This is a genomic window from Porphyrobacter sp. LM 6, from assembly GCF_001720465.1.
In the GTDB taxonomy this organism is placed as follows: domain Bacteria; phylum Pseudomonadota; class Alphaproteobacteria; order Sphingomonadales; family Sphingomonadaceae; genus Erythrobacter.
On sequence record NZ_CP017113.1, the window covers coordinates 2,661,096 to 2,686,482 of the forward strand.

The following is a 25,387-nucleotide window of genomic DNA, read 5'->3' on the forward strand; positions in this document are numbered from 1 at the left end:
GTTTTCCTTCTGACCCGCGCGGCCATATTGCCGGGCGGGGCCTCTAGTGCCGGGGAAAGAACCGTCCCGGTCCGGTGCGGGGCACTGGTGTGGCCCCAAGGCGGGCAGACCGGATGTCTGCTGGCCCCAAATGCGAGAAAGGCGGCCCATCGAGCCGCCTTCCTGCGAAACTCTTACTTACGCAGACCCAGCTTCTGGATCAGGGCGTTGTAGCGCTCGACATCCTTCTTCTTGAGGTAGGCGAGCAGCGTGCGACGCTTGTTCACCATCATCAAAAGGCCGCGACGCGAGTGGTTGTCCTTGTGGTGATCCTTGAAGTGCTCGGTCAGGTTGCGGATACGCTCGGTGAGGATCGCGACCTGGACTTCGGGGCTGCCGGTGTCCTTGGGATCACGGGCGTTCGAGGAGATGATTTCCTGCTTCTTTTCGGCGGTCACCGACATAGTATTTCTCTCTTACTCAGCGACATCGGGAAGATTGAAACCCCGGACGACCGTGGCCGTCCCATCCGTGATTTCCATCAGCGCGACCGGGACAGTGCCCAGCTTCGCCAGATAGAGCCCGGATGATTGGGGCATGCCAGACAGCACCCGGCCCTGTCGGACCGCCTGCGCGCTTGTCTGGTCGAGGTGAAGGGCCGGGATGTCGTCCAGCCCCGCCTCCAGCGGCAGGAGAAGGTGTTCAAGGCTCGCGCCCTTAGCGGCTTCCTCCAGTTTGTCCAGCGAAATCGCCGTTTCTTGTAGGAAGGGACCGGCCTTAATGCGCCGCAGATAGGTCACGTGGCCGCAGGTTCCAAGGGCATGGGCGATGTCCCGCGCAAGCGAGCGGATATAGGTGCCTTTGGAGACATGGGCGACCAGAGTGACGTCATCTGCGGTCACCCCTTCGAGCGTCAGCGCATGGATCGTCACCGCCCGCGACTTGAGCTCCACCGCCTCCCCTGCCCGCGCCAGATCATAGGCGCGCTGGCCGCCAACCTTGAGCGCCGAGTAGGCTGGCGGCACCTGTTCGATCGGGCCTGTAAATCGCGGCAGGATGGCTTCGATCTCGGCCAGCGCCGGGCGCACATCACTGGTGGCGATTACCGTGCCTTCGGTATCGAGCGTATCGGTCTCCTCGCCGAAGCGGAGCGTGAAGGCGTAGATCTTGTCGCTATCCAGCATCCTTCCGGCAAGCTTGGTCGCCTCGCCCAGCGCAATCGGCAGCACGCCTTCGGCCAGCGGATCGAGCGTGCCGCCATGGCCGACCTTGGTCTTGGCATAGCCGTTCTGGCGCAGCACACGCTTGACCGCGCTCACGCCCTGCGTGCTCCCCAGCCCGCGCGGCTTGTCGAGGATCAGCCAGCCGGAAAGGGGCGCATTCATCCGTTAAGGGCCTTGGAGAAATGCTTGCGGCACAGCGCGACATAGCGGTCGTTGCCGCCGATTTCGGTCTGCTGGCCCTGTCTGACCGCCCTGCCCTCGCCATCGACCCGCAAGTTCATCGTCGCTTTGCGCCCGCAATGGCACACGGCCTTAAGCTCGACCAGCGCATCGGCGATCCCCAGCAACACGGCCGATCCGGGGAACAGCGCCCCCTGAAAGTCGGTGCGAAGGCCATAGCAAAGCACCGGAATCCCCGCCTCGTCGGCCAGCCGCGCGAGCTGCCACACCTGATCAGGCGTCAGGAACTGCGCTTCATCCACCAGCACGCAATCGAGCGTTGCCGCAGCATGGTCGGCGGTGACCGCGGCCCACAGATCGGTATCGGGATGGAAACGATGGGCATCGCGCTCGAGCCCGATCCGGCTTTTCACCTGCCCGCCCGAACGGCTGTCGAGCGCGGCGGTCCACAGCATGGTCGCCATGCCCCGCTCGCGATAATTGAAATCGGCCTGCAAAAGGTGCGAGCTTTTGCCTGCGTTCATACTGGCATAGTAAAAGTAGAGCTTGGCCATGGGGCGTGCCTAACCGTTCGTCGCGCGCGCGGCGAGCCGGAGAATGAACCTTTTGCCCGGTTGGAGCGTATCTTGAGCATGACATTCGACAGAACCTTGCTCCGCCTGCTGGTGCTGCCGCTGCTGGCCATCTTCGCGCTCGCCAACACGATCGGGACGCCGCAGCGCTACACGCTCGATGCATCGGCCAGCAATGTCTCGGCCAAGGTGCCGTTCTTCGGCCTTGCGAGCAAGACGGCGCGCTTCCCCAAGATGCAGGGCGCGGTAACGATCGTTCCCGGAGCGCCCGAACGTGCCGTGATCGACGTGACCTTCGATGCCACGGCGATCGAAGCGCCCGATCCGGTCACACTGGGGCGCCTGCGCGGTGAGAAGTTCTTCTGGGTCGAGAAATACCCGTCGATCCGCTTTGTGGGCCGCTCGCTCAAACTGTCGAGCGCGACCCGCGGGACCGTGAGCGGCGAGTTGACCGCGCGCGGCGTAACCCGCCCGGCGACACTGGCGGTGACCTTCGACAATGACCCGACGGCAGTGACGGGCAAGCCGGTCAGCTTTACCGGCACGACCACGATCGACCGGCGCGAATACGGGATGAAGAGCTATCAGCTGGTCGTCGGCAACAAGGTCGACATCACATTGAAGGCGCGGATGCTGCCGCAATAGGCGGGCTTATTCGTCCTCGCCCCCGAGATCGCGCAGCACCTTGGGATCGCGCAGCAGCGCCTCGATCCGGTCCGCCTCGGCAAAGCTTTCGTCCGGCTTGAACCTCAGCTTGGGCGCGAATTTGAGGCCGAGCCGCTGGGCGACTTCGCGCTGGAGGAAGGCGGTGTTCTGGCGCAAGGCATGGACCACCTCACCCTCGCCCGCGCCGAGCAGCGGCTTCACATAGGCGGTGGCGTGACGCAGATCGGGGGTCATACGCACCTCGGTCACCGAGATATGCGCCGCGCTCACCACATCGTCATGCACCTCGCCGCGCGCGAGCAGTTCCGACAGGATGTGCCGCACCCGCTCGCCCACCTTGAGCACGCGGACCGATTGCTGTTCGGCGGTGAAGGGTTGTTTGGCGGCCATGGCGTCAGTTCATCTTCGACAGGAGGTTCTTGAGCGAGTTCATGTTGCGCGCCGTGCCCTTGCAGCGGAGCCTGCGCTCCAGCGTCTTGTTCGACAAGTCCGATAAACCCACCCCGTGGACATAGTCGAGAAACAACACGCGGTCACCCATCGCCAGACGTTCGCTGCCTCTGGCGCGGTGATCGGCCACGAGCTGGTCGAAATCGGCCGGGTCAGGCTGCTGGCTCAGAAAGATCGAGTGCACCATCTTGTCGGACCCATGCTGCGGCCCGGTGCCGTGGAACGGGTTTTCGTCAATCGCGGCGCGCACTTCATCGCGGGTGCGGACCATGGCGCAGGACTTGAAGCCGTAGCGCGCGGCGATCACGCGCTCGAGCGCGATTTCGATCATTGCCGGATCGCGGTGGTCGGTCAGGATGACATTGCCGCTGGCCGCCACCGTCACCACTTCGCGAAACCCGGCGTCCACAAGCGCTTGCTTGAGGTCGGCCATGGCGATCCGGTTGCCGCCCACATTGATGCTGCCCAGCAGCGCCAGATAGCCCCGGTCGCCCTCGGGCATCAACGCCCCATCCCGGTCTGTTCGGGCGTGGGTCGCGGCGTGGGGATCGCGGTGGAGGTGGAGCGGGCGTAGACCGTCCCGTCTTCCGCCAGCAATTCGCCTTCGAGGAAGATCACCCGTTGCCCGGCCTTCACCAACCGGCCCTTGCCGATGATGGTCGCGCCTTCGGGGATCAGGCGGATCAGGCTCATCGAAATGTCGAGGTTGAGCGGCGCCATGACGCCGCCGGTGGCCGCGACATAGGCATAGCCCATCACGTCATCGAGATATCCCGCAACCAGCCCGCCCTGCACGCCGCCGCGCCAAGTGCAGACCTCGCGCTTGACGGTGAAGCGCATAGTCGCCGTCTGGGTCGCTTCGTCGAAGCTGACGAACTGCGAGCCGAGCAGCGCCGTATGCGGCGACTGCCCGGCATCGTCTGGGTAGTGCGGGTCGCTTAGGCTCACAGAGTCCGCTCACGCTCCTCGACCGAGAAGACTTCGAGGTTGTCGCCCGGCTTGATGTCGTTGGTGTCTTCCAGCACCACGCCGCATTCGAGACCGGCGCGGACTTCGTCCACATCGTCCTTGAAGCGCCGCAGCGAGGCGATCTTGGTCGCCGAGACGATGACATCCTGACGAGTGAGACGCGCAAACAGGCCCTTGCGGATCGCGCCTTCCAGCACGAGCAGACCGGCTGCCTTGTCCTTCTTGCCTGCCGGGAACACCTGCTTGACCTCGGCACGGCCAACCACGGTTTCGATCCGCTCCGGCCCGAGCTCGCCCGCCATCTCCTTGGCGACTTCGTCGGTCAGGTGATAGATGACATCGTAATACATCATCCGCACGCCATCGCGCTTCACCAGATCGCGCGCCTTGGCATTGGGGCGCACGTTGAAGCCGATGATCGGCGCCTTCGAGGCCGCCGCCAGCAGCACGTCGCTTTCGGTGATCGCGCCGACACCGGCGTTGAGCACGCGCACCTTGATCTCGTCGTTCGAGAGATTGTGGAGCGCATTGACGATCGCTTCGACCGAGCCCTGCACGTCGGCCTTCACCACCACCGGGAATTCGATGACGTTGGAGGCGAGGTTGTTGAACATCGTGTCGAAATTGGTCGGCGCGAGGGCCGTGCGCTTTTCGGTCGCGATTTCCTGACGATACTTGGCGACTTCGCGGGCGCGCTGTTCGTTTTCGACCACGGTGAGGTTGTCACCGGCCGACGGCACGCCGCCAAGACCAAGCACCTCGACCGGCATCGAGGGGCCGGCTTCCTTGAGCTGCTGGCCCTTGTCGTCGACGATCGCGCGGACCTTGCCGCTCTGCGTGCCGACCACGAAGGTATCGCCGCGCTTAAGCGTCCCGCGGGTCACCAGCACGATCGCGACCGGACCACGGCCCTTGTCGAGCTGCGCTTCGATCACGGTCGCCTCGGCATCGCGGTCGGGCCGCGCCTTCAGTTCGAGCAGTTCGGCCTGGAGGTTGATCGCCTCGATCAGCTTGTCGAGCCCCGCGCCGGTCTTGGCCGAGACTTCGACATCCTGCACGTCGCCCGACATCGCTTCGACCACGATTTCGTGTTCGAGCAGACGCTCGCGGATCTTCTGCGGGTTGAACTCGGGCTTGTCCGACTTGGTGATCGCCACGATCATCGGCACGCCGGCCGCCTTGGTGTGGTTGATCGCCTCGATCGTCTGCGGCATCAGCCCGTCATCGCCGGCGACCACCAGAATGACGATGTCGGTGACGTTAGCACCGCGCATCCGCATTTCGGTGAAGGCCGCGTGGCCGGGGGTGTCGAGGAAGGTGATCTTCGACTTGTCCTTGGTGGTGATCTGGTAGGCGCCGATGTGCTGGGTGATGCCGCCGGCTTCGCCCTTCACCACATCGGTCCCGCGCAGCGCGTCGAGCAGGCTGGTCTTGCCGTGATCGACGTGGCCCATGATCGTGACCACGGGCGGACGCGGGCGCAGCGTTTCTTCCGGATCGGTGTCCTCGCTGGTGTCGATATCGACATCGCTCGCCGAAACGCGGGTGATGTTGTGGCCAAACTCTTCGACCAGCAGCTCGGCAGTGTCCTGATCGATGGTCTGGTTGACCGTGACCATCATGCCCATGTTGAACAACGCCTTCACCAGGTCGGCGCCCTTCTCGGCCATGCGGTTGGCGAGTTCACTGACAGTGATCGCCTCGGGAACGACCACATCGCGCACCTGCTTCTCGCGCGGCTTGGCCGGGCCGCCCTGACCGCGGCGTTCCTTCTCGCGGGCACGCTTCAGCGCGGCGAGGCTGCGCGCACGGCGGCCTTCGTCCTCGTTGAGCGCACGCGTGACGGTCAGCTTGCCCGAACGGCGGTTGTCCTTGCCTTCGTCGCTCGGCGCGGCGCGCTTGTCGTCCTTCTTCTTGCCCTTGACCTCGGGCCGCTTGGGCTCGGGACGTTCAACAGGCGTGAAGCGGCGCGCAGCGGGCGCGGCGTCAGTCTTGCCCGCGACGGCTTCCGGAGCGGCCGTTTCGGCAGCGGAGTCTTCTTCCGGCTGGGTTGCAACCGGCTCTTCGCGCTGCTTTTCGGCGGCTTCCTCGGCGCGGCGGTTTTCTTCCGCACGGCGACGCTCTTCTTCTTCGCGCTGACGCGCTTCGAGTTCATCACGCTTGCGCGCTTCCTCGGCCAGCCGCAGCCGCTCTTCCTCGGCTTCCAGCTGGAGGCGCTTCACGCGCTCCTGCGGGGTTTCGCCCGCGGGGGCAGGCCGTGCCGGAGCCGGAGCCGGAGCCGGCTTGGGTTCGGGCGCAGGCGCAGGGGCAACTGCTACCGGCTCGGGCGCGGGCGGCGGGGCCGCTTCACCGGGTTTGCCGAGCACGCGGCGGCGCTTCACCTCGACCACGACCTTGTTGGTGCGGCCGTGGCTGAAGGTCTGCTTGACCTCACCCGCATCGACCGACCGCTTGAGGCCCAGAGGCTTGCGGGTGCGCTGGTTTTCGTCGTCGCTCATTATCGCTCGTCAATCCTTCACGTATTCATCACATTGCGCCGATCCGCCCGCAGGCAGTTCGGCCTTGCCGGACGCATCCCGGCCATCATTCTCGCGCGTGCTCGCTGTTTCGCTCCCGCGGAACTGCGCGAGCCGGGACACCGCATGGCGTACCCGCTCGGCCGCACGCATGTCGCCCGGATGTCCGGCGACGCCGAGGTGCACCACATTGTCGCGGCCCATTGCCACAGACAGCGCGGTGCGGTCCAGAGGCAAGACCTGCCCGCGCATCCCCGAACCTTCCGCATCATTGCCGACCCGCCAGGCCTGATCGAGTTTGCGCCGGCCATCCTCGCTGCTGTCGCTGGCGTGGAGCACTGCGGCCAACCGCCCGGCGCGCGCCTGTTCTTCGATCCTTGCCGACCCGAGCACAATATTGCCCGAGCGCAGTTCCAGCCCAAGGCGATCGCCAAGGTGCCGCGCCAGCGCCGCGTCTGCCCGTGCGGGCAGATCATCGGGAATGGTGAGAGGCGCGCCCTTGAACGCGCGCATCAGGGCTTTGCGCAAATGGCCGTCGGCCAGCGCTTCTTCAAGCGCGGCGCGGCTCACACCGATCCATGCACCCCGCCCGGGCGCCTTGGCCCCGGCATCGGGCAACACCAGCCCGTCAGGCGAAATCGCCAGACGTAGCAGGGTGTCCCGCGCCGAGGTTGCCCCGGTGAGGATACAGCGCCGCTCGCTCCCCGTATCGGCGGGAAGCTCAGGCTCGACGATGTCGGACGTCAGGCGCTCATTGTGTGGAGTCCGCATCGGCGGCCTCCTGAGTTGCCGGTTCGTCTTCGAACCAGTGCGCGCGCGCAGCCATGATGATCTCGTTGCCCTGCTCTTCCGAGAGGCCATACTCGCCCAGCACGCCGCCCTTGTCGGTTTCACGCTGCGGGCGACGCTGCGGCGGGCCGTCGGTGTTGTTCCGGCGGCGCGGCGCTTCACGCTTCTTGGCGATCAGTTCGTCGGTGGCGAGATCGGCGAGGTCATCGAGCGTCTTGATGCCCGCCTTGCCGAGCGTGACGAGCATCGCTTCGGTAAGGTGCGGGATTTCGGCGAGCGCATCATCGACGCCAAGGCCGCGGCGCACTTCGCGGTGTGCGGCTTCCTGACGCTCAAGCGCTTCGAGCGCACGGCTCTGGAGTTCTTCGGCGAGTTCGTCGTCGAAGCCTTCGATGCTCGCGAGTTCGGCAAGATCGACATAGGCCACTTCTTCCAGCTCGGCGAAACCTTCGGCCACCAGCAGCTGCGAAAGGGTTTCGTCGACGTCGAGCTCTTCCTCGAACATCTTCGAACGTTCGGCGAATTCCTTCGAGCGCTTCTCCGAGGCTTCTTCCTCGGTCATGATGTCGATCTGGTGGCCGGTCAGCTGGCTTGCCAGCCGCACGTTCTGGCCGCGGCGGCCGATGGCCAGCGACAGCTGGTCGTCCGGCACCACCACTTCGATGCGGCCATCGTCTTCATCGAGAACGACGCGGCTGACGGTGGCAGGCTGGAGCGCGTTGACCACGAAAGTCGCGGTGTCTTCCGACCACGGAATGATGTCGATCTTTTCGCCCTGGAGTTCCTGCACGACGGCCTGCACGCGGCTGCCCTTCATGCCGACGCAGGCGCCGACCGGATCGATCGAGGAATCGCGGCTGATCACGCCGATCTTGGCGCGCGAACCCGGATCGCGGGCAGCGGCCTTGATCTCGATGATGCCGTCGTAGATTTCGGGCACTTCCTGCGCGAACAGCTTCTTCATGAAGTCGGGGTGCGCGCGGCTGAGGAAGATCTGCGGGCCGCGGTTGTTGCGTTCCACCTTGGTGATCAGCGCGCGCACGCGCTCGCCGGTACGGGCGGCTTCGCGCGGGATCTGCTGGTCACGGCGGATCACGCCTTCGGCACGGCCGAGGTTGACGATCACGTGGCCGAATTCGACCGACTTGATCACACCGGTGATGACTTCGCCCTGACGGTCCTTGAATTCTTCGAACTGGCGCTCGCGCTCGGCATCGCGGACCTTCTGGAAGATCACCTGCTTGGCGGACTGCGCGTCGATACGGCCGAGATCGACCGGGGGCAGCGGATCGACGATGAAATCGCCGACCTTGGCACCGGGCTGGAGCTTTTCGGCCTGCTTGAGATCGACCTGCTTGAAGTAGTCTTCGACCACATCGACCACCTCGACGACACGCCACAGCGTCAGATCGCCGGTCAGCGGATCGAGCTTGGCGCGGATGTCGTTTTCGGCCCCGTAGCGGTTACGCGCCGATTTCTGGATCGCTTCTTCCATCGCCTCGATGACGATCGACTTGTCGATCATCTTTTCCGAGGCAACCGCGTTGGCGATTGCGAGGAGTTCGGCCTTGTTGGCGGAAATGGCACTCATCAGTCGTCTGCCTTCTCTGTATCTTCGATGAGTTCGTCAGCCCCGCTGGTATCCAGCGGGCGGGTGGCGGCGATGAGCGCGTCGGTGAGGACGAGCTTCGCAGAATGAATTTCGGCAAGCGGCAGGCGGACGTCGCCCGCCTTGGCTTCGGCGACAAGCACCATACCATCGACAAGCCCGCCGAGCACGCCCTTGTTGACGCGCTGGCCGTCATAGCCCTTGTCCATGACGATGCGGACTTCGTGGCCGGCCCAGTTCGCGAAATCCTTTTCGCGGGTGAGCGGGCGGTCGATGCCGGGCGAGGAGACTTCGAGGTGGTAGGCCCCCTCGATCAGCACTTCGTCCGCTTCCTCGGCCGCGTCGATCACATCCGAGACACGGCGCGAGAGCGCGGCGCACTGGTCGATCACCAGCTGCCCGGTTGCGGGATCTTCGGCCATGATCTGGAGCGCCATGCCGCCATCGCCTGCCTCGGAAGGCAGCATCGCCACGCGCACCAGTTCAAACCCGAGCGCGGTGGCCTCGGGTTCGATCAGCTGGGTCAGGCGGGCAATGTCGGTCATCGGGTCCAGTCTTGAGCACGTTCAGGACAAAGCCGATCGGGGCCGGCCCCTTGCGGCGCCAGCATCCAAACCTTGATCGACAATGTCGGGATGGGGCGCAGATAGGCGCAGGAAATCGCAAATGCAATGAAAAAGGGCCCGGCAATTGCCGAGCCCTGCTTCCTTCACGCAGCCAGAGCGTGATCAGTGCGTATGGTCGCCGTGGCCATGGTCGCCATCCGGCACCCAGGTGACATGGGTGACGAACTTGTAATTGCCGATGATCCGTTCGAACCGGAACGGCTTGCCATTGGGCAGGAATGCGGTCGGGCGCCCCCAGCTTGCGGGCGTATTGCCGACCGATGGCAGAGCGACTCGGTTACGTCCCTTGCCGCCACCCTTGGTCGGCTTGGTGCCGCCGCCATCGGTGGTCGCGGTGCCATACATCCGTGCCAACTCCTCGTAGTCATGGAAATCCGGCCCTTCGTTGCCTTCGGGCTTGTTGGTGTATTCCATGCAGGAGGTCGTGAGGTCGGTGCTGAAATCCTCGTCCTGGTGACCCAGCCCATAATCGTGGCCGATTTCCTGGCAGGTGACCAGCTGGCGCCACGTGTCGTTATTATAGGCGTCGCGGTTGAAGTAGTTATCGTTGAGCTTGGTCGATCCGGCGACGATCTTGCCGTTGCTCAGGCTGATCGTGGCGAGCCCCAGCCAACCGTTTGCCCCGTAATCGGCGTTGCAGACTTGGATCGTCCCGGTGACCATCGTACAGCTTGAATTGTTGCCATATTCGATACCCGACTGGATGAAAGGCGAGGCATTCCAGTCGCCGTTTGCCCGCGCGACATGGCCGTTCCAGCGGCTGCTGGTGTTATCGACCAGAGCCGGGGTGATCGGATTGGTTCCGTCGGCCACCCAGGCGTAGGTCCCCCATTGGTGATGGGCGAACACCGGTGCCGTAGCCAGTCCGATGGCCATCACGGCGACCGAAGCCGCAATCCCGCGCGAGACATTGAATTTCATGGCTGCTCCCCGTTCGTCTTTTCGATGAGAATGGGGTCTGAAGGCAAACAGCTTACAACCGCCGAACGGCTACGGCTTACGGATATTGCTAAAGGGCGCTTAAGCATGGTGTCGCGCGCACCCGGCGCGATCGATCACTTTTCCCCCGCAACCCATTTGCGGACCTGTTCGCGCAGGGCAAACCGCCGCGATTGCTCGAAGGTCTCGGCATGGTGCCGGGTCTCAAGCACCTCGGCGTTGGTCAGCGGATCATCGAAGACCAGCCCGTTCAGCCCCCCGCCGGCGCCATTCATGGCGCGCACCGCTTCGCAGAACACCTCTAGCCGCCCGATCCTGAGATAGCCGCCCTCGCCCACCGCCAGCGGCTCGGCCAGGGCAACGCGCGCGCCTGTCCGCGAGAGATCGAGCAGAATGCAGTCATGCGTGGCGTAGATCGAAACCAGCTGTGCCGGGATCGAAAGCCGCAGGCGCGCAGCTGCGCGGCGCCCGTAGTTCGCGACGTCCTGCTCACACGATGTGGTTGCGGCTTGATCCAGCATGATGCCGGAATTTTCCGCGATCTTGGTGAACCGGTCCGAAGCGTCCGGCTAGGGAAGATCGCGTAGGCGGTGTCTAGTCCTGCCCTTCCATCAGCCCGTGCTTGCGGATGCAATGGCGCAGCTGATCATAGGTTAGCCCCAGCGCCCGGGCAGTCTGGCGCTGGTTCCAGCGATGCTTGCCGAGCGCGGTCTGGAGGATCGCCCGTTCATGCGCGTCGACCGCGGCGCGCAGGTCTTCCACCGCATCGAGATTGGCCATCGCCGGCGCCGGGCTGGACGCCGCACTGGGCGAAGGCGCAGCGGGCGTGCTGCGCCGGTGCTCGGGCGGACGCGGGCGCCACGGACTGTCGAAGGGATCGAACTGGACATGCGCGATCGGCCTTTCGGGATCGGCCCAGCGATAGACCGCGCGTTCGACCACGTTGCGCAGCTCGCGGACATTGCCGGGCCAGGGATGCTCCTCGAGCGCGTCCTTGATATGCGCGGCGAAGCCCGGCCAGCGGTCCCAGTCGAGCTCGGCCGCCATGCGCCGCCCGAAATACTCTGCCAGCACCCCGATATCGCCTTCGCGCACGCGCAGCGGCGGCAGGGTGATGACCTCGAAACTCAGCCGGTCGAGCAGGTCGGCACGGAAGTCGCCGCTGGCGGCGAGCGCGGGCAGATCATCATTGGTCGCCGCGACAATCCGCACATCGACCCGGATCGGGCGCGAGGCACCGATGCGCGTCACTTCGCCATATTCGACCGCGCGCAGCAGCCGCTCCTGCGCGCCCATCGACAGCGTGCCGAGTTCATCAAGGAACAGCGTGCCGCGATCGGCTTCTTCAAAGCGGCCCGCGCGCGCCTTGGTGGCGCCGGTGAAGGCGCCCGCCTCGTGTCCGAACAGCTCGGCTTCGATCAGGGTTTCGGGAAGCGCTGCGCAGTTCATCGTCACCAGCGGCTCGTCCCAGCGGCTCGACAGGCGGTGAAGTCGTTCGGCGATCAGTTCTTTACCCGTGCCGCGCTCGCCGATCACAAGCACGGGGCGGTTCATCGCCGCAGCGCGCGAGGCACGCTCGACCGCGTCGAGGAAGGCCCCGGATTGGCCGATGAACTGGCTTTCGAGCTTCATGTCCAAACTATAGCGAAAAACGCCAATGCTTGGCAAGATAGACCAACACTCCCACCACAGAGCCCGCGAAAAGTCGCGGATTTCCGCCATTTTCGCGATTTGGCACGGCGGTTGCAAAATACCGGGCAAGACCACGGACACCACTTGGGAGGCCCACTATGATCAACCAGCAACCCGCCGCCAGCGCCTTCTGGAGCTCCAAGCTCGGGCACGCCGCGATGGCCAGCATTGCCGCGATGGTGATGATGATCGCGCTGTCCTCGCAGATCCAGCCGGGCGCGGCCAGCGCCGCCCCGCTTGCCCACCCCGTGTCGGAAGCCGGCGCGATGATCGAGATCGCCTGACGTGGGCGACCCCTTTGACCCCCTCGGGCCGGAGCGCCCCATGCAGGACGTCCCCCCGCAGATGCTGCAGGTGGCGCACGCCCCACACGCGCCAACCTGGACAGCGATGCTCCGGCCCACCCCTCCCGCCTGCTGTCGTCGGGACGCCTGTCGCGGCTCGACGAGGAAATCGAAGCCTTGCGTCGCAGCCCCACCCCGACGCAATCTGAAGGACGCACCGGCGAATCCGGGAGCGCCCGCATGACCGCGCGCGACCGCGCCAATACGTTTCTCGATGGAGTAGCCTTCATGGGCATTTTCAGCCGCACCCGTGACATCATTGCCGCCAACTTCAACGACATGCTCGACAAGGCAGATGATCCGGCCAAGATGATCCGCATGATCATCCTCGAAATGGAGGAAACCCTGGTCGAAGTCCGCGCCAGTGCGGCGCGCACCATCGCCGATCAGAAGGAAATGCATCGCCACTGCGTCAAGCTTGACCGGCTTCAGGCCGACTGGGCCGAGAAGGCACAGCTCGCGCTCAGCAAGGACCGCGAAGACCTCGCCCGCGCGGCGCTGGTCGAGAAGAAGAAGGCCGGCGATATGGCCGACCAGCTCAAGACCGAAATCGCCGTGCTGGACGATGCGCTGCGTGCCTACGAGGACGACATCCAGAAGCTCCAGCATCGTCTGCGCGAAGCCCGCAGCCGCCAGACCGCGATCGCCGCGCGCCTCGAAAGCGCCGAGAACCGCGTCAAGCTGCGCACGCTGATGAGCACCGAACGCACCGACGAGGCGCTCGCCCGCTTCGACCAGCTCGAACGCCGGGTCGATTACGCCGAAGGCCGTGCCGACGCGCTGCAGATCGCGGAAAGCAAAACCCCGTCGCTCGCCGATGAAATTGCGGCACTCGCCGGTTCGGACGCGATCGACGACGAATTGGAAGCCATGAAGAAAGCGCTCGGCAAGGCCGACGACAGCGCCAAAGACCTTGGGGGAGAATAAGCCATGCCGTTTGAAGTCGTACTCGTTGTTGCAACGCTCTTCATCGGCCTGCCCTGGCTGGTCCTGCACTACATGACCAAGTGGAAGACAGCCCCCACCATCACCGCCGATGACGAAGTGCTGCTGGAGGAACTCTACAACCTCGCCAAGCGCCTCGATCAACGGATGGAAACGGTCGAACGCCTGGTCGCCACCGATGACCCGGCCTTTACTCCGGCCCGCCGCCTGATCGCCGAACACGCCGACGACAACCAGCAGCTCCGCGAGCTTGAACAGCTGATCGCCGAGAAGAAAGGAACCCGCGCATGAACAGCCCCCGCACAACGCTTTACCGCGACAAGCACAATGCCAAGCTGATGGGTGTGTGCTCGGGGATTGCCGACTACACCGGCGTCAATGTCCTGTGGGTCCGCCTCGGCACGCTGGCACTGGCGATGGGTCTGGGCTGGCCGATCTTCGCCTACTTCATCGCCGGTTTCGTGCTCAATAAGAAGCCGCCCTATCTCTACCGCGATGCGAACGAGCAGAAGTACTGGCAGTCCGTCCGCCAGAGCCCGCGCCGCACCGCCCGGGAGATCAAGGCGAGCTTCCGCGACATCGACCGCCGCCTGGCCGCAGTGGAAGCCCACTACGTCAGCAGCAACCCGCGTCTGACCGCCGAGATCGAGCGGCTGCGCTAATCCAGAACACTGCTTACAGGGACTAGGACAATGGATCCTTCGCAGATTGCCGTGATGATCCCGATCGTCGCCTTGATGATCCCGATCGTCGCGATCTGGACCAGACATCAGCAGCGCATCGCCGAAATCCAGATCGGTGCCACGGCCGAGCAGACCGCGGAAAAGGCGGCGCAATATGCCAGCCACATCCAGCGGCTCGAAGATCGGGTGCAGGTGCTCGAACGCATCGTCACCGACGGCGGTTACAATGTCGCCGCCCAGATCGAGGCGCTGCGCGATACCCGCCGGGTTGATGAAATGGATGCCGGCGTACCGCTCGGCCTCGAGAAGAAGGAACGCGTGTAATGCCCTTCCACGACCCCGGCTTCGTCGTCGCCATTGTGATCGTCTGTACCCTCGGCTGGCTCGCCAACAACTGGATCCGCGCCAAGCACGGCTACCCGCTCGAAGACGAATGGGGCGGTAAGACCGAGCGCAAGGATAACGCCGAAACCCAGCGGTTGAAGGCCGAGAACAAGTCGCTGCACGACAAGCTCGATGCCATGCAGGATCGCATGATCGTGCTCGAAAAGATCGTCACCGATCGCGGCTATTCGCTCGCCGAGGAAATCGAAGCACTCCGCGATACGCGGGCCAAGGATGATGCCGGCGTGCCGCTAAACCTCGGCAAGAAGGAGCGTGCGTGATGGAAAACATTGACGTGTTCCTTCCCTATGTCGGCTGGATCATCACTGCGGGCTTCGCACTCGGCGCGATGGGGATCATCGCCTCGTTCCAGACCACCCGCATGAAGATCAAGAACGGCTATCCGCTTGAAGGCATGTGGGGCCAGTCCCTGAAGCCGGGCTCGGACAAGGAAACGGCGCACCGCGTGACCCTGCTGACCCAGGAAAACGCCGAGCTGCGCGCCGAGCTGGGATCGATGAAGGACCGGCTCGCCAATGTCGAACGGATCGTCACCGACGGCGGCTATCACCTCGGTGCGGAGATCGACGCGCTGCGTGACCGTGCGCTCGAAAACCTCTCGGACAAGGGCAAGGCGTAATGAGCAGCTGGGCCATCGTCGCGCTTGTCGGGATTATCGTCATCGGTCTGGTCGAGTTCGCCAAGACCCGCGCGGGCATCGTCAAAGACAAGCACGGCAACGAGCAGTTTGCCCCGCGCGATAACGGCCAAAGCGATGCGGAACTGGAAGCCGCCCGCCGCGAGCTTTCCGAACTGCGCGAACGGGTGAAGGTGCTCGAACGCATCGCCACCGACAGCAATACCGGCGAAGCCCGCGAACAGGCGCGGATCGCTGCCGAGATCGAAGCGCTGCGGGGTCTGCCCGCGGCAAGACAGGAGAAGAGCGAATGATCACGTCCTTGCTCGACCCAACCCTCATCATGACGGGCGGAAGCCTGATCGGGCTTATTGTCATCGCCGCTGCCTTGCTGCGCGGCTGGCAGGGCTGGCTCGATCTGAAGCGGCAGGAGCTTGACCGCACGGCTGTGCCTGCGGCGCAGGACGAAGGGTCGAGCTTCGGCACCGCCCGTATCGAACTCGCCGACCTCAAGGAACGCATCCGAAAGCTCGAAGCCATCGCCAGCGGTGTGGAGCTGTGAGCACCGCACGCAACACCGCCGCGCAGGCCGGGATCAGCCTCGGCACGGCGATCGCGGTCGCGATCAGCTGGAGCGTCAACAAGTCGATCATCTGGGCGATCGTCCACGGCTTCTTCAGCTGGTTCTACGTGATCTACTACGCCTTCACCCGTCCGGGTGGCCTCAGCGAATAATCCCGCCTTTGCGTTGGCGGCGCGCCCCGTTAAAGGGCGCCCCATGCGCACCCTTTCCGACATTCTCGAGGAGTACGAATTCCTCGAAGGCGACGAACGCTATGGCCTGCTGATCGAGCTGGGCCGCAGCCTCGAACCCATGCCCGATGCCCTGAAGACCGATGCAACGCTGGTGCGCGGCTGTTCGGCCGCCGTGTGGGTCTATCCGGCGGGGACGGACGCGGAAAAGCTGCACTTCCTCGCCGATAGCAATGCCGCGATCACCAAGGGGATCGTCGCGCTCGTCATCGCCGCGGTGCAGGACAAGCCCGCCGCCGAAGTCGCAAGCATGGACGTGATGGGCGCGCTCGGCCCGTTCGATCTCAAGAACCAGCTCTCGAGCAACCGCACCCAGGGCGTGCCGAACATGATCGCGCTGGTGAAGGAACACGCTGCCCGCCTTGCTGCGGGGTGAGTGGTTGGCGCGCGGCTGGCGATAGCGTAGGTTGCGCCGGCAACGGCTGGACGAAGCCAGTCGCCTCCATGGGGGAGAACCGGCATGCTGACCAACGCCAAACCCGTCTGCTTTGTCCTCGCCGCCGATCTGGCCAAGGCGCGCAGCTTCTATACCGACACCCTCAGCTTGACCGAGACCGGCGAGGATCCCTTCGCGGTCAGCTATGATCTGGCTGGCACAACCTTGCGACTGACGAAGGTCGAGGGCCATCAGCCAAACCCGCATACGGTGCTCGGCTGGCAGGTTGCGGATATCGAAGCGGAGATCGATGCGCTGATAGCCAAGGGCGTGGCCTTTGCGGTCTATGAAGGCTTCGGACAAGATGCGCGCGGGATCTGGACCCATCCCGGGTCGGGCGCGAAGATCGCCTGGTTTCATGACCCCGAGGGCAACAACCTTAGCCTGACCCAGTTCGGCGGCTAGGCTTCACTAAGGCCCATTGTTCCACGTGGAACATGGGGCAAACGGGGTCTAGAGGGGGTCTAAGGGGGGTCTAGCAGGGGTCTGGCGCGGCCTAGAGATTGCGGCCGACAACCTCGAAGCCATCGTCCCCGGCGCCCACTGCATCGCGCACAACGGCCAGGCCCGCTTCCTTCTGCGCCTTCAATTCCGCCTTCAGCTTGGCCGGATCGCGCGCGAAGACGAAGCCGAAGCTGACCCCGCCCTCTTTCCCGATCGTCGCATGGTGCAGCTTGTGCGCCTGCACCAGCCGCTTGGCGTAGCCCTTGCGCGGCACCCAGCGGAAATAACGCTGATGCACCAGGCCATCATGCACCAGCGTGTAGATCACGCCGTAGAGCGAGATGCCGACAGCGAACCACCACAGCCAGTCCCAGTAGAGCGAGCCGTAGATATACATCGCGGCATTGATCGAGCCGAACACCACGGCGAACAGATCGTTCTTCTCGAACATATTGTCGTGCGGTTCGTGGTGATCGCGGTGCCAGCCCCAGCCCCAGCCGTGCATGATGTACTTGTGCGCCACCCAGGCGAACAGCTCCATCCCGATCAACGAGGACATGACGGTCAGGAACACTTCGAGCCAGCTCATGCGGGCACCTTCTCAGTCAATTCTACCTTGCCCACCCCGGCCCGGCGCGCACCGGGTAGCGCCCACCACGGCACGTCGGGGCGACGGTGGTGTTCGAGATGATAGCCGAAATGGAAGCACGAGGCGAGGCTTGCGAGCGTGCCGAAATCCTCGCTGCGGGTGTTGTGCCGGTCGGCGAAACCCGTCCCATCCTCGCCCGCTTCATGGCGGTGCGGACGGAAGGTGCCGAAGTAGAACAGCTGGAGCGAGGAGGCGAGCGCGGGCAGCCCGTAAAGCAGCACGATCTGGATCATGGGAATATCCAGCACCAGCCAGTAAATGCCGACCACGGTGTGCACGAACAGGATCGAACGCCAGCCGAAGTAACGCCGGAAAAAGGTCGCATACCAGCGTCCGAAATGCGCCGGATTGTGCTCGTCGAAATCGGGGTCGCCGGCGTGGCCCGCCAGCTTGTGGTGCGCGAAATGCGCGTCCCTCAGCTGCCGCCATGCAAAGCCCGCATAAAGCGCCAGTAGAACCGCGCCGATCGCGCCGTTGATTTTGGGATGGCCGGGAACAAGGCTGCCGTGCATCGCATCATGGCATACGATGAACACGCCGACCGAAAGCCAGCATTGCACCACTGCAACTGCCAGCGCGAGCGGCCAGTTCGACCACGTCAGTTCGAAGACAAAAATCCCCCAGGCGTGGATGCCGAGCCAGCTTCCGGCAATCGCCAGCGCCAGCACCAGGCCGACAGCGCGCTGCAAAGACCGCGCGGGCAGGACGAAATGCGGGCTGCTCATGCCGGATATACGCACGGAAGGGCCATCCGGTTGCCTATAAAGGGCAACCGCAAAACGGCAATTGCGTTTGCGACAATGGGTGGATGCGTGCGACGGGACACCCCTGGCACGCACGGGAAGAAGCGGGCGCCCGGCGCGAAGGCCGGGCGCCGCCGATCAGTTCACGATCCCGATCGTATCGGGCTTGCCATCCGGATCGAAGTTGACGATGCCGCCATTGCCGACCGGCCCCTGCAGCAGGATTCCGGCGAGGTGCGGCGTTGCCATCGAGGTCCCCGAGATGGTGTTGTAGGTGCTGCCGATCCAGGTCGACTTGATCGACGAACCGGGCTCGGCGAAATCGATCGGCGGATTGCCGTAATTCGAGAAGCTCGACCAGCTGTCACCATTGGCGAACGAGGACACCGTGTAGACATTGGTGCCGTTGGCGCGGGCGGGCGAATAGTTGGCCGCGTTGGCCGAGCTGTTGCCCGCAGCAACCGCAAAGCGCACGCCCGTCGCCGCAGCGTTGATCACCGCCGTATCGAGCGCCGAACTCACGCCGCCGCCAAGGCTCATGTTGGCGACATCGCCCGCGCGGCCGTTCTGCGCGACGTAATCGACACCCGCGATCACGCCCGAATTGCTGCCCGAACCGCGCCGGTCGAGCACGCGGACCGCGACCACTCTGGCGCCAGGTGCGACACCGACGACACCGATCGTGTTGTTGATCGCTGCGATCGTGCCGGCAACGTGCGTGCCGTGGCCGTTCGCATCATTGGGCGAGGTGTCGGTCAGGAAGCTGCGCGAACGTGCGGTGTCGACGTTGAGATCGGGATGATCGAGCTGGATTCCGCTATCGATCACCCACGCGGTCGCAAAGGTGCCGGCCGCGCCGCCGCGCACGCGGGTGATGCCCCAGGGCACTTCCTGCGGCGGCTGGGTGGTGGTCCCGCCGCCCGGCTTGCCGCCCTTGGTCTGGATCGCGGTGACGACCTGATCCTGCTCGCAATAGCGGATCGAGGGGTTCTTCGCGCGCATATTGGCAATGCCCTGCGCCGAGGCCCGCACCGAAAAGCCGCGCAGGGCCTTGGTGTAGACATGGCCGACCTGACCCGTTGCCGCCTGCGCCGCGCCGCGCGCTGCGGCAGGAACGCGGTCCGCCGTCACGCTCGCATCGAAGACGCAGATATAGGCGTCGGGAATCTTGTCGCCCGCGCGTTGCGCGCTCGCCGGCACTGCGAGTGCGGCGATGGGCAGGACTGCGAGAATGGAAAACGGCTTCATGCCAATCATGTGCGAAACCCCCTTGGATTGCTGCGCCTCTCCCTTGGGCGCGATGGCGGGAGGCTATCGCGTGTCGCGGGCGGAATCGAGCGGAAACTATCCCCAACGGAAGTTCACCATAAGAATTGAAGTTGTTGATACCGGTGCGCGCCCAAGGTCATCGGTGCGAAGGGACAACTCAGCGCTTGCGCTTTGTGGCAGCGCGGTGGATTGTAGCGGTGAACATGATGTTGCTCTTGAAATCCGGAAATGTGACGCCTTGAAACCCGATGTGATGACCGACCGGCCGATGACCGCCGGCGGTGAGACTGCCGCGATCGATCCCCGCAGACTTGCCTATGCGCTGGTGCCCTTCACCAAGGTGCGAACCGCGCGCAGCGTGTGGGAAGTGGCGGCGACGCTGGCGCCCTTTGCCGCGCTGGTGCTGGCGATGCTGTTCGCGCTTTCGTACGGTTACATGATCGCGCTGGCGCTCGTCCCGGTGGCGGGGTTGCTGCTGCTGAGGGCCTTCATCATCCAGCATGACTGCGGGCACGGGGCGTTCCTCAACAAGCGGGCGAGCAATGATTGGCTCGGCCGGGCGCTCGGGGTGCTGACCTTTACGCCCTATGATTGCTGGCGCCGGTCGCACACGCTGCACCATGCCAACACCGGCAATCTCGACGCGCGCGGGTTCGGCGATGTCGATACGCTGACGGTGAAGGAATTCCAGTCGCTCGGCTGGCTCCAGCGCCTGTTCTACCGCGCCTACCGCCATCCGGTGGTGCTGTTCGGCATCGGTCCGGCCTATCTCTTCCTGCTGCGCCACCGCCTGCCGATCGGACTGATGAAGGAAGGCACGCAGTACTGGGTCAGCGCGATCGGGACCAACCTTGCGACCGCCGCCGTTCTGGCGTTGCTGATGCTGGCTTTCGGGATCGGCAACACGCTGCTGGTTGTCATCCCCACCATCCTGATCGCCGCGTCGACGGGCGTGTGGCTGTTCTACATCCAGCACCAGTTCGAACACGCGCACTGGGACAAGCGCGAGAACTGGGAGTTCCACGATGCGGCGCTCAAGGGCAGCTCGCACCTCGATCTGCCCCAGCCGCTGCGTTGGTTCACCGGCAATATCGGGATGCACCATGTGCACCACCTCGCCAGCCGCATTCCGTTCTACCGCTTGCCGAAGGTGCTCGCGGCCTTTCCGGAGCTGCACAGCCTCAACCGCTTCACCATCGCGCAGACGTTCCGGCCCCTGACACTCGCCCTGTGGGACGAGGATCAGCGGCGGCTTGTCTCGTTCCGCGAGGCCGCCCGCCGCGCGGCATCGTGATGCGGGGTTAAACCGGGGGCGCGGCGCCCGGGTGCTTCACTCCCCCTTGGGGAAGAAGAATTCGCGCAGGTGTTCGCCGATGCGCGCCGGGCGCAGGGTTTCGGCATCGATGCAGCACCAGCTCGATTGCACTTCGGCCAGCACCTCTTCGCCGCGCTTGATGAGCGTCGAATAGAACGCGCGGGCGCCGTTGAAGCTTTCGAGCACGGTCTGCGCGATCACGTCGTCTTCGAGGAAGGCGGGCTTGCGGTAGGTGATCTCGTGCTTCAGCGCGACCCACGCCTTGGCCGCCACTTCCTCGGCCGGGGCCAGCTTGTTCCAGTGCGCCAGCACCGCATCCTGCACCCAGTTGAGATAGCGGGCGTTATTGACGTGCCCCATGAAATCGATGTCGGCCGCTACGACCTTGATCGGATGGAGAAACGCCGAAGCGGGAGGAGTGGTTGCTGACATGGGTGTAAGCTAGCGCACAATTGTTACAATTTCCACCTCTGTTCTGCGGGAAATCGCCGCAATCTTGCCACGGCTCGCGGAACAGGATTATGGGCGTGTCGTTTCAGCCGCACTCCCCCTCCTCCAATCGATGGAACCGATCATGGCGAGCCGCCCCCGCACCCTCTACGAAAAGATCTGGGACGCGCATGTCGTGGAGACCCGCGATGACGGGACGGCGCTGATCTATATCGACCGCCATCTGGTGCACGAAGTCACCAGCCCGCAAGCGTTCGAGGCGCTCAAGGTCGCCGGTCGTCCGGTGCGCCGCCCGGAACTGACGCTCGCCGTGCCCGATCACAACCTGCCCACCACCGCGCGGGTGGATGCCAGCGGCAAGCCCGTCCCCATCGCCGATCCCGAAAGCGCAGCGCAGCTCGCCGCGCTCGAAGTCAACGCCCCCGCCTTCGGCATCCGCTACATTCCCGCGACCGCCAAGGAGCAGGGGATCGTCCATGTGGTCGGCCCCGAGCAGGGCTTCTCGCTGCCCGGCACCACCATCGTCTGCGGCGATTCGCACACCGCCTGCCACGGCGGCCTCGGCGCACTCGCCTTCGGCATCGGGACGAGCGAGGTCGAGCACGTGCTCGCCACGCAAACCCTGCTGCTCCAGCAGTCAAAGCCGATGGAAGTGCGCGTCGAGGGCGATCTCGGCCCCGGCGTCAGCGCCAAGGATCTGATCCTCCACATCATCGGCCGCATCGGCGCGGCAGGCGGCAGCGGTTATGTGATCGAATATCGCGGCCGCGTGTTCGAGGCGATGACCATCGAGGAGCGCCTCACGGTCTGCAACATGAGCATCGAGGCAGGCGCACGCGCCGGCCTGATCGCGCCGGACGACACCACCTTCGCCTATCTCAAGGGCCGCCCGATGGCGCCCAAGGGTGCCGAGTGGGATGCGGCGGTTGCTTACTGGCGCACGCTTCATTCGGACGAAGGCGCGGTCTTCGCCAAGTCGGTGACGATCAACGCCGCCGATGTCGAACCCAGCGTCACCTGGGGCACCAGCCCTGAAGACGTGGTGCCGATTGGCGGACGCGTGCCTGCGCCGGAGGATTTCGCCGACGAAAGCAAGCGCGTCGCCGCACAGAAATCGCTCGATTACATGGGCCTCACCCCCGGCATGGCGATGACCGAGGTCGCAATCGAAAACGTCTTCATCGGCAGCTGCACCAACAGCCGCATCGAAGACCTGCGCGCCGCCGCTGCGGTGCTGAAGGGTCGTCACAAGGCCGACAACGTGCGCTGGGCGATCGTCGTCCCCGGGTCGGGTCTGGTGAAGGCGCAGGCCGAGGAAGAAGGCCTCGACAAGGTGTTCATCGAGGCTGGCTTCGAATGGCGCGAGCCGGGCTGTTCGGCATGCCTCGGCATGAACCCCGACAAGGTGCCGCCGGGCGAACGCTGCGCCTCGACCAGCAACCGCAACTTCGTCGGCCGACAAGGCCCGGGTGCGCGCACCCACCTCGTCAGCCCCGCAATGGCCGCCGCCGCCGCTGTGACGGGGCGGCTCGCCGACGTGCGCGAACTCGTTTGACGCCTCCCCCTTGAAACCACCCCCGGCAAGGCGCATTGATCCAGCCATGACTGACAAGCCCAAGAACAACACCGCCCGCAACGCCGCGATTGCCGCTGCGGGTGCCATCGGATCAGCTGCGATTGCTGCGGCGCTGCTCTATGCAGGCAAGCGCAAGAAGAAGGCTGAAGACACCGCCGAGCCCGGCCCGATCCCCTCGGGCGAGCCGCCCCAGACTGACTGAGGACCAATCCCGATGCAGCCCCTTACCCGCGTCGAAGGCCGCGCCATCCCGCTCGGCCTCAAGAATGTCGATACCGACATCATCATCCCGGCCAAGTGGCTCAAGACCATCAGCCGTGAAGGCCTTGGCGCCGGCGCATTCGAGGTGCTGCGCGCGGAACCGGGCAATGTTTTCGACGATCCCGCCTACAAGGGCGCGCCGATCCTGATCGCGGGCGACAATTATGGCTGCGGTTCGAGCCGCGAACACGCGGCGTGGGCGATGCTCGATCTCGGTATCCGCGTGGTCATCGCGCCAAGCTTTTCCGACATCCATTCGGGTAACGCCGTGAAGAACGGGATCCTGCCGGTGGTGCTGCCGCAGGAAGCGGTCGACCGGCTTATGGAGGTGGCGCGCGAAGGGCTCGAGATCACCGTCGATCTCGAAGCGCAGACCGTCACCACCCCCTATCAGGATCGCTTCACCTTCAATCTCGATCCGTTCCGGCGGCATTGCCTGCTGAACGGCCTCGATGAAGTCGGCCTGACAATGGCGCGGGGCGAGGCGATCGGTGGCTACGAAGCCGCGCGCACGGCTGCCCAGCCGTGGCTGATGCGCGGCACCGAGGCCGCCTGACACAGATTACTTGGGAGAGGACACAATGAAAGCCATTCGCACCCACCAGACCGGCGGGCCGGAAACCCTGATGCTCGACGAGGTCGACAATCCGACCCCCGGCAAGGGCGAAGTGCTCGTCGCGGTCAAGGCCTGCGCGATCAACTATCCCGATGGCCTGATCATCCGCGATCTCTACCAGTTCAAGCCGCAGCGCCCCTTCTCGCCCGGCGGCGAGATTTCGGGCGTGATCGAAGCCGTGGGCGAAGGGGTTGAAGGCTTTGCTGTGGGTGACCGTGTGCTCGCCGGGATCGGCAATGGCGGCCTTGCTGAAAAGGTCGTTGTCCCCGCCGGGCGGATGTTCAAGGTGCCGGACGGCGTGCCGTTCGAGAAGGCAGCCAGCCTGCTGATGACCTACGGCACCACCATCCACGGCCTCAAGGACCGCGGCCATATCAAGGCGGGTGACACCGTGCTGATCCTCGGCGCGGCGGGCGGCGTGGGCCTTTCCGCCATCGAACTCGCCAAGGCCTTCGGTGCGCGCGTCGTGGCCGCTGTCTCCTCCGAAGCCAAGGGCGAGGTTGCCCGCAAGGCCGGTGCGGACGCGGTCGTTATCTACCCGCGCGAGGCGATGGACAAAGATGCCTCCAAGGCGCTTGCCGATGCCTTCAAGCAGGCCTGCGGGCCGGAAGGCGCAAACATCGTCTACGACATCGTCGGCGGGCAATATTCCGAACCCGCGCTGCGTGCCATCGCGTGGGAGGGCCGCTTCCTCGTGGTCGGCTTCCCCGCCGGGATCGCCAAGATGCCATTGAACCTCACGCTGCTGAAGTCCTGCGATATCTGCGGCGTGTTCTGGGGCGCCTTCACAGCGCGCGAGCCCGAAGCCTTCCGCGCGCAAGTGGCCGAGCTGTTCGATCTGATGAAGGCCGGCAAGATCGATCCGCTGGTGAGCGAAACCTTCCCCCTCGCCCGCGCGGGCGACGCGATCGCCAAGCTCGAAGCGCGCGAGGCGGTGGGCAAGCTCGTGGTGACGATGGATTAGTGCGCTGGCCGCTTGAAGCCGCGCCCGCCCGCCTCTATCGCTGGCGGTAGATCGTATCCGAAGGGACACTCACACATGACCGATTTCAAAGACCGCGAACGCGCAGAGGAAGCCCACTTCGCGATGGAAGAAGAAGCCGCTTTCCGCGTCGCGGCCCGGCGCAACCGCCTGCTGGGCGAATGGGCGGCGGGTCTGATGAAGCTCACCCCCGAAGAAGCCGACGCCTATCGCAAGGCGGTGGTGCAGGCCGATTTCGAGGAATCGGGCGACGAAGACGTGATCCGCAAGCTGCTCGGCGATCTGACCGCCGCACAGGCCGACATCAGCGAGGCCGATATCCGCGCCAAGCTGGAAGAAATGACCATCGAGGCCCGCCGCCAGCTGCTCGGCGGGGCCTGAACCATGCCGATGAGCGCCGCTGCCATCGAACAGGCGATCCTTGCCGCCCTTCCCGGCGCCGAGATCGCGCTGACCGATCTGGCGGGCGACGATGATCACTGGGCGGTGACTGTCACGGCGCCGCAATTCGCGGGGCTCAGCCGGGTGGCGCAGCACAAGCTGGTCTATGCTGCCTTTGGCGGACGCATGGGCGGCGAACTGCACGCCTTGCAAGTCACCACCGTGGTCCCCAAGTAACCTCGCAACGAA

Annotated in this window: 37 protein-coding genes; 20 read left to right on the forward strand and 17 right to left on the reverse strand. The window is 64.8% G+C overall.

Annotation, left to right across the window (positions count from 1 at the left end; translation table 11 throughout):
- Positions 1–173: 173 nt before the first annotated feature.
- The 3 genes from rpsO to BG023_RS12810 are packed head-to-tail and all read right to left on the reverse strand — an operon-like array spanning position 174 to position 1,936.
- Positions 174–443, reverse strand: a complete 270-nt coding sequence (gene rpsO, locus BG023_RS12800) for a 30S ribosomal protein S15 (protein WP_067403000.1) — start codon at positions 441–443, stop codon at positions 174–176.
- Positions 444–455: 12 nt separating this feature from the next.
- Positions 456–1,364 carry a tRNA pseudouridine(55) synthase TruB gene (truB, locus tag BG023_RS12805; RefSeq protein WP_069310790.1) on the reverse strand — a complete coding sequence of 303 codons (909 nt, stop codon included), beginning with the start codon at positions 1,362–1,364 and terminating at the stop codon, positions 456–458.
- Positions 1,361–1,936 (reverse strand): thymidine kinase, encoded by a 576-nt coding sequence (locus BG023_RS12810; RefSeq protein ID WP_069310791.1) that lies wholly within the window; start codon positions 1,934–1,936, stop codon positions 1,361–1,363. Before BG023_RS12810 ends, truB begins: the two co-directional genes overlap by 4 nt.
- Before the next feature lie 78 nt (positions 1,937–2,014).
- Between BG023_RS12810 and BG023_RS12815 the strand changes: the two genes are divergently transcribed.
- Complete coding sequence (locus BG023_RS12815; protein WP_069310792.1) at positions 2,015–2,599, forward strand: YceI family protein; 585 nt, start codon at positions 2,015–2,017, stop codon at positions 2,597–2,599.
- Positions 2,600–2,605: 6 nt separating this feature from the next.
- On the opposite strand, the gene rbfA is transcribed toward BG023_RS12815, so the two are convergent.
- From rbfA to pspF, 10 genes are all read right to left on the reverse strand, one after another.
- Entirely contained in the window at positions 2,606–3,010 is a 405-nt protein-coding gene (gene rbfA, locus BG023_RS12820; protein ID WP_069310793.1) for a 30S ribosome-binding factor RbfA, read from the reverse strand.
- Positions 3,011–3,014: 4 nt separating this feature from the next.
- The gene (locus BG023_RS12825) at positions 3,015–3,572 is read right to left on the reverse strand and encodes a DUF1697 domain-containing protein (RefSeq protein ID WP_069310794.1); all 558 of its coding nucleotides are present in this window, start codon (positions 3,570–3,572) and stop codon (positions 3,015–3,017) included.
- Positions 3,572–4,018 carry a PaaI family thioesterase gene (locus tag BG023_RS12830; RefSeq protein WP_069310795.1) on the reverse strand — a complete coding sequence of 149 codons (447 nt, stop codon included), beginning with the start codon at positions 4,016–4,018 and terminating at the stop codon, positions 3,572–3,574. The genes BG023_RS12825 and BG023_RS12830 overlap by 1 nt, the downstream gene beginning before the upstream one ends.
- The gene (gene infB / locus BG023_RS12835) at positions 4,015–6,537 is read right to left on the reverse strand and encodes a translation initiation factor IF-2 (RefSeq protein ID WP_069310796.1); all 2,523 of its coding nucleotides are present in this window, start codon (positions 6,535–6,537) and stop codon (positions 4,015–4,017) included. Before infB ends, BG023_RS12830 begins: the two co-directional genes overlap by 4 nt.
- A gap of 9 nt (positions 6,538–6,546) precedes the next feature.
- A complete protein-coding gene (locus BG023_RS12840; RefSeq protein WP_069310797.1) occupies positions 6,547–7,326 on the reverse strand; it encodes a DUF448 domain-containing protein in 780 nt (259 codons plus the stop codon).
- Positions 7,307–8,938 (reverse strand): transcription termination factor NusA, encoded by a 1,632-nt coding sequence (gene nusA, locus BG023_RS12845; protein ID WP_069310798.1) that lies wholly within the window; start codon positions 8,936–8,938, stop codon positions 7,307–7,309. Before nusA ends, BG023_RS12840 begins: the two co-directional genes overlap by 20 nt.
- A complete protein-coding gene (gene rimP, locus BG023_RS12850) occupies positions 8,935–9,498 on the reverse strand; it encodes a ribosome maturation protein RimP (RefSeq protein WP_069310799.1) in 564 nt (187 codons plus the stop codon). The genes nusA and rimP overlap by 4 nt, the downstream gene beginning before the upstream one ends.
- 183 nt (positions 9,499–9,681) lie before the next feature.
- The gene (locus BG023_RS12855) at positions 9,682–10,500 is read right to left on the reverse strand and encodes a hypothetical protein (protein ID WP_069310800.1); all 819 of its coding nucleotides are present in this window, start codon (positions 10,498–10,500) and stop codon (positions 9,682–9,684) included.
- 134 nt (positions 10,501–10,634) lie between these two features.
- Positions 10,635–11,039, reverse strand: coding sequence for a PilZ domain-containing protein (locus BG023_RS12860; RefSeq protein ID WP_069310801.1), 405 nt, complete (start codon positions 11,037–11,039; stop codon positions 10,635–10,637).
- A gap of 73 nt (positions 11,040–11,112) precedes the next feature.
- Positions 11,113–12,150, reverse strand: a complete 1,038-nt coding sequence (gene pspF, locus BG023_RS12865) for a phage shock protein operon transcriptional activator (RefSeq protein ID WP_069310802.1) — start codon at positions 12,148–12,150, stop codon at positions 11,113–11,115.
- Between the two features lie 158 nt (positions 12,151–12,308).
- Between pspF and BG023_RS12870 the strand changes: the two genes are divergently transcribed.
- The 12 genes from BG023_RS12870 to BG023_RS12920 all read left to right on the forward strand — a co-directional run bounded on the left by BG023_RS12870 (position 12,309) and on the right by BG023_RS12920 (position 16,857).
- On the forward strand, positions 12,309–12,494 hold the full coding sequence (locus BG023_RS12870; RefSeq protein ID WP_069310803.1) for a hypothetical protein: 186 nt from the start codon (positions 12,309–12,311) through the stop codon (positions 12,492–12,494).
- Positions 12,495–12,734: 240 nt separating this feature from the next.
- Positions 12,735–13,481, forward strand: a complete 747-nt coding sequence (gene pspA / locus BG023_RS12875) for a phage shock protein PspA (RefSeq protein WP_442956770.1) — start codon at positions 12,735–12,737, stop codon at positions 13,479–13,481.
- A gap of 3 nt (positions 13,482–13,484) precedes the next feature.
- Positions 13,485–13,790 (forward strand): envelope stress response membrane protein PspB, encoded by a 306-nt coding sequence (pspB, locus tag BG023_RS12880; protein WP_069310804.1) that lies wholly within the window; start codon positions 13,485–13,487, stop codon positions 13,788–13,790.
- Complete coding sequence (gene pspC / locus BG023_RS12885; protein WP_069310805.1) at positions 13,787–14,161, forward strand: envelope stress response membrane protein PspC; 375 nt, start codon at positions 13,787–13,789, stop codon at positions 14,159–14,161. Before pspB ends, pspC begins: the two co-directional genes overlap by 4 nt.
- A 30-nt stretch (positions 14,162–14,191) precedes the next feature.
- Positions 14,192–14,506: a hypothetical protein gene (locus tag BG023_RS12890; RefSeq protein WP_069310806.1), complete on the forward strand. Its 315-nt coding sequence runs from the start codon at positions 14,192–14,194 to the stop codon at positions 14,504–14,506.
- Positions 14,506–14,847, forward strand: a complete 342-nt coding sequence (locus BG023_RS12895) for a hypothetical protein (RefSeq protein WP_069310807.1) — start codon at positions 14,506–14,508, stop codon at positions 14,845–14,847. Before BG023_RS12890 ends, BG023_RS12895 begins: the two co-directional genes overlap by 1 nt.
- The gene (locus BG023_RS12900) at positions 14,847–15,206 is read left to right on the forward strand and encodes a hypothetical protein (protein WP_069310808.1); all 360 of its coding nucleotides are present in this window, start codon (positions 14,847–14,849) and stop codon (positions 15,204–15,206) included. The genes BG023_RS12895 and BG023_RS12900 overlap by 1 nt, the downstream gene beginning before the upstream one ends.
- A complete protein-coding gene (locus BG023_RS12905) occupies positions 15,206–15,517 on the forward strand; it encodes a hypothetical protein (RefSeq protein WP_069310809.1) in 312 nt (103 codons plus the stop codon). Before BG023_RS12900 ends, BG023_RS12905 begins: the two co-directional genes overlap by 1 nt.
- An 8-nt stretch (positions 15,518–15,525) precedes the next feature.
- The gene (locus tag BG023_RS12910; RefSeq protein WP_069311320.1) at positions 15,526–15,765 is read left to right on the forward strand and encodes a hypothetical protein; all 240 of its coding nucleotides are present in this window, start codon (positions 15,526–15,528) and stop codon (positions 15,763–15,765) included.
- A complete protein-coding gene (locus BG023_RS14920) occupies positions 15,762–15,938 on the forward strand; it encodes a hypothetical protein (RefSeq protein ID WP_190315772.1) in 177 nt (58 codons plus the stop codon). Before BG023_RS12910 ends, BG023_RS14920 begins: the two co-directional genes overlap by 4 nt.
- A gap of 43 nt (positions 15,939–15,981) precedes the next feature.
- Entirely contained in the window at positions 15,982–16,392 is a 411-nt protein-coding gene (locus tag BG023_RS12915; protein ID WP_069310810.1) for a SufE family protein, read from the forward strand.
- Between the two features lie 84 nt (positions 16,393–16,476).
- Positions 16,477–16,857: a VOC family protein gene (locus tag BG023_RS12920; protein ID WP_069310811.1), complete on the forward strand. Its 381-nt coding sequence runs from the start codon at positions 16,477–16,479 to the stop codon at positions 16,855–16,857.
- A gap of 91 nt (positions 16,858–16,948) precedes the next feature.
- Here the strand turns inward: BG023_RS12920 and BG023_RS12925 are convergent, their stop codons facing one another.
- The 3 genes from BG023_RS12925 to BG023_RS12935 all read right to left on the reverse strand — a co-directional run bounded on the left by BG023_RS12925 (position 16,949) and on the right by BG023_RS12935 (position 19,545).
- Positions 16,949–17,485, reverse strand: a complete 537-nt coding sequence (locus BG023_RS12925) for a sterol desaturase family protein (RefSeq protein WP_069310812.1) — start codon at positions 17,483–17,485, stop codon at positions 16,949–16,951.
- Positions 17,482–18,270: a fatty acid desaturase gene (locus BG023_RS12930; protein WP_069310813.1), complete on the reverse strand. Its 789-nt coding sequence runs from the start codon at positions 18,268–18,270 to the stop codon at positions 17,482–17,484. Before BG023_RS12930 ends, BG023_RS12925 begins: the two co-directional genes overlap by 4 nt.
- Before the next feature lie 156 nt (positions 18,271–18,426).
- Positions 18,427–19,545: a S8 family serine peptidase gene (locus BG023_RS12935; RefSeq protein ID WP_083234697.1), complete on the reverse strand. Its 1,119-nt coding sequence runs from the start codon at positions 19,543–19,545 to the stop codon at positions 18,427–18,429.
- A 265-nt stretch (positions 19,546–19,810) separates the two neighbouring features.
- Between BG023_RS12935 and BG023_RS12940 the strand changes: the two genes are divergently transcribed.
- On the forward strand, positions 19,811–20,851 hold the full coding sequence (locus BG023_RS12940) for a fatty acid desaturase (protein WP_233993003.1): 1,041 nt from the start codon (positions 19,811–19,813) through the stop codon (positions 20,849–20,851).
- 36 nt (positions 20,852–20,887) lie between these two features.
- Here the strand turns inward: BG023_RS12940 and BG023_RS12945 are convergent, their stop codons facing one another.
- Complete coding sequence (locus BG023_RS12945) at positions 20,888–21,304, reverse strand: acyl-CoA thioesterase (RefSeq protein WP_069310814.1); 417 nt, start codon at positions 21,302–21,304, stop codon at positions 20,888–20,890.
- A 142-nt stretch (positions 21,305–21,446) separates the two neighbouring features.
- Here BG023_RS12945 and leuC point away from each other — a divergent pair, with 142 nt between their 5' ends.
- From leuC to BG023_RS12975, 6 genes are all read left to right on the forward strand, one after another.
- Positions 21,447–22,877 (forward strand): 3-isopropylmalate dehydratase large subunit, encoded by a 1,431-nt coding sequence (gene leuC / locus BG023_RS12950; RefSeq protein ID WP_069311323.1) that lies wholly within the window; start codon positions 21,447–21,449, stop codon positions 22,875–22,877.
- Between the two features lie 46 nt (positions 22,878–22,923).
- On the forward strand, positions 22,924–23,100 hold the full coding sequence (locus tag BG023_RS12955; RefSeq protein WP_069310815.1) for an LPXTG cell wall anchor domain-containing protein: 177 nt from the start codon (positions 22,924–22,926) through the stop codon (positions 23,098–23,100).
- A 12-nt stretch (positions 23,101–23,112) separates the two neighbouring features.
- Entirely contained in the window at positions 23,113–23,715 is a 603-nt protein-coding gene (gene leuD / locus BG023_RS12960; protein WP_069310816.1) for a 3-isopropylmalate dehydratase small subunit, read from the forward strand.
- A 25-nt stretch (positions 23,716–23,740) separates the two neighbouring features.
- On the forward strand, positions 23,741–24,739 hold the full coding sequence (locus BG023_RS12965) for an NADPH:quinone oxidoreductase family protein (protein WP_069310817.1): 999 nt from the start codon (positions 23,741–23,743) through the stop codon (positions 24,737–24,739).
- A 75-nt stretch (positions 24,740–24,814) separates the two neighbouring features.
- Positions 24,815–25,138, forward strand: a complete 324-nt coding sequence (locus tag BG023_RS12970) for a DUF1476 domain-containing protein (RefSeq protein WP_069310818.1) — start codon at positions 24,815–24,817, stop codon at positions 25,136–25,138.
- Positions 25,139–25,141: 3 nt separating this feature from the next.
- Positions 25,142–25,375, forward strand: coding sequence for a BolA/IbaG family iron-sulfur metabolism protein (locus BG023_RS12975; RefSeq protein ID WP_069310819.1), 234 nt, complete (start codon positions 25,142–25,144; stop codon positions 25,373–25,375).
- Positions 25,376–25,387 lie beyond the last annotated feature (12 nt).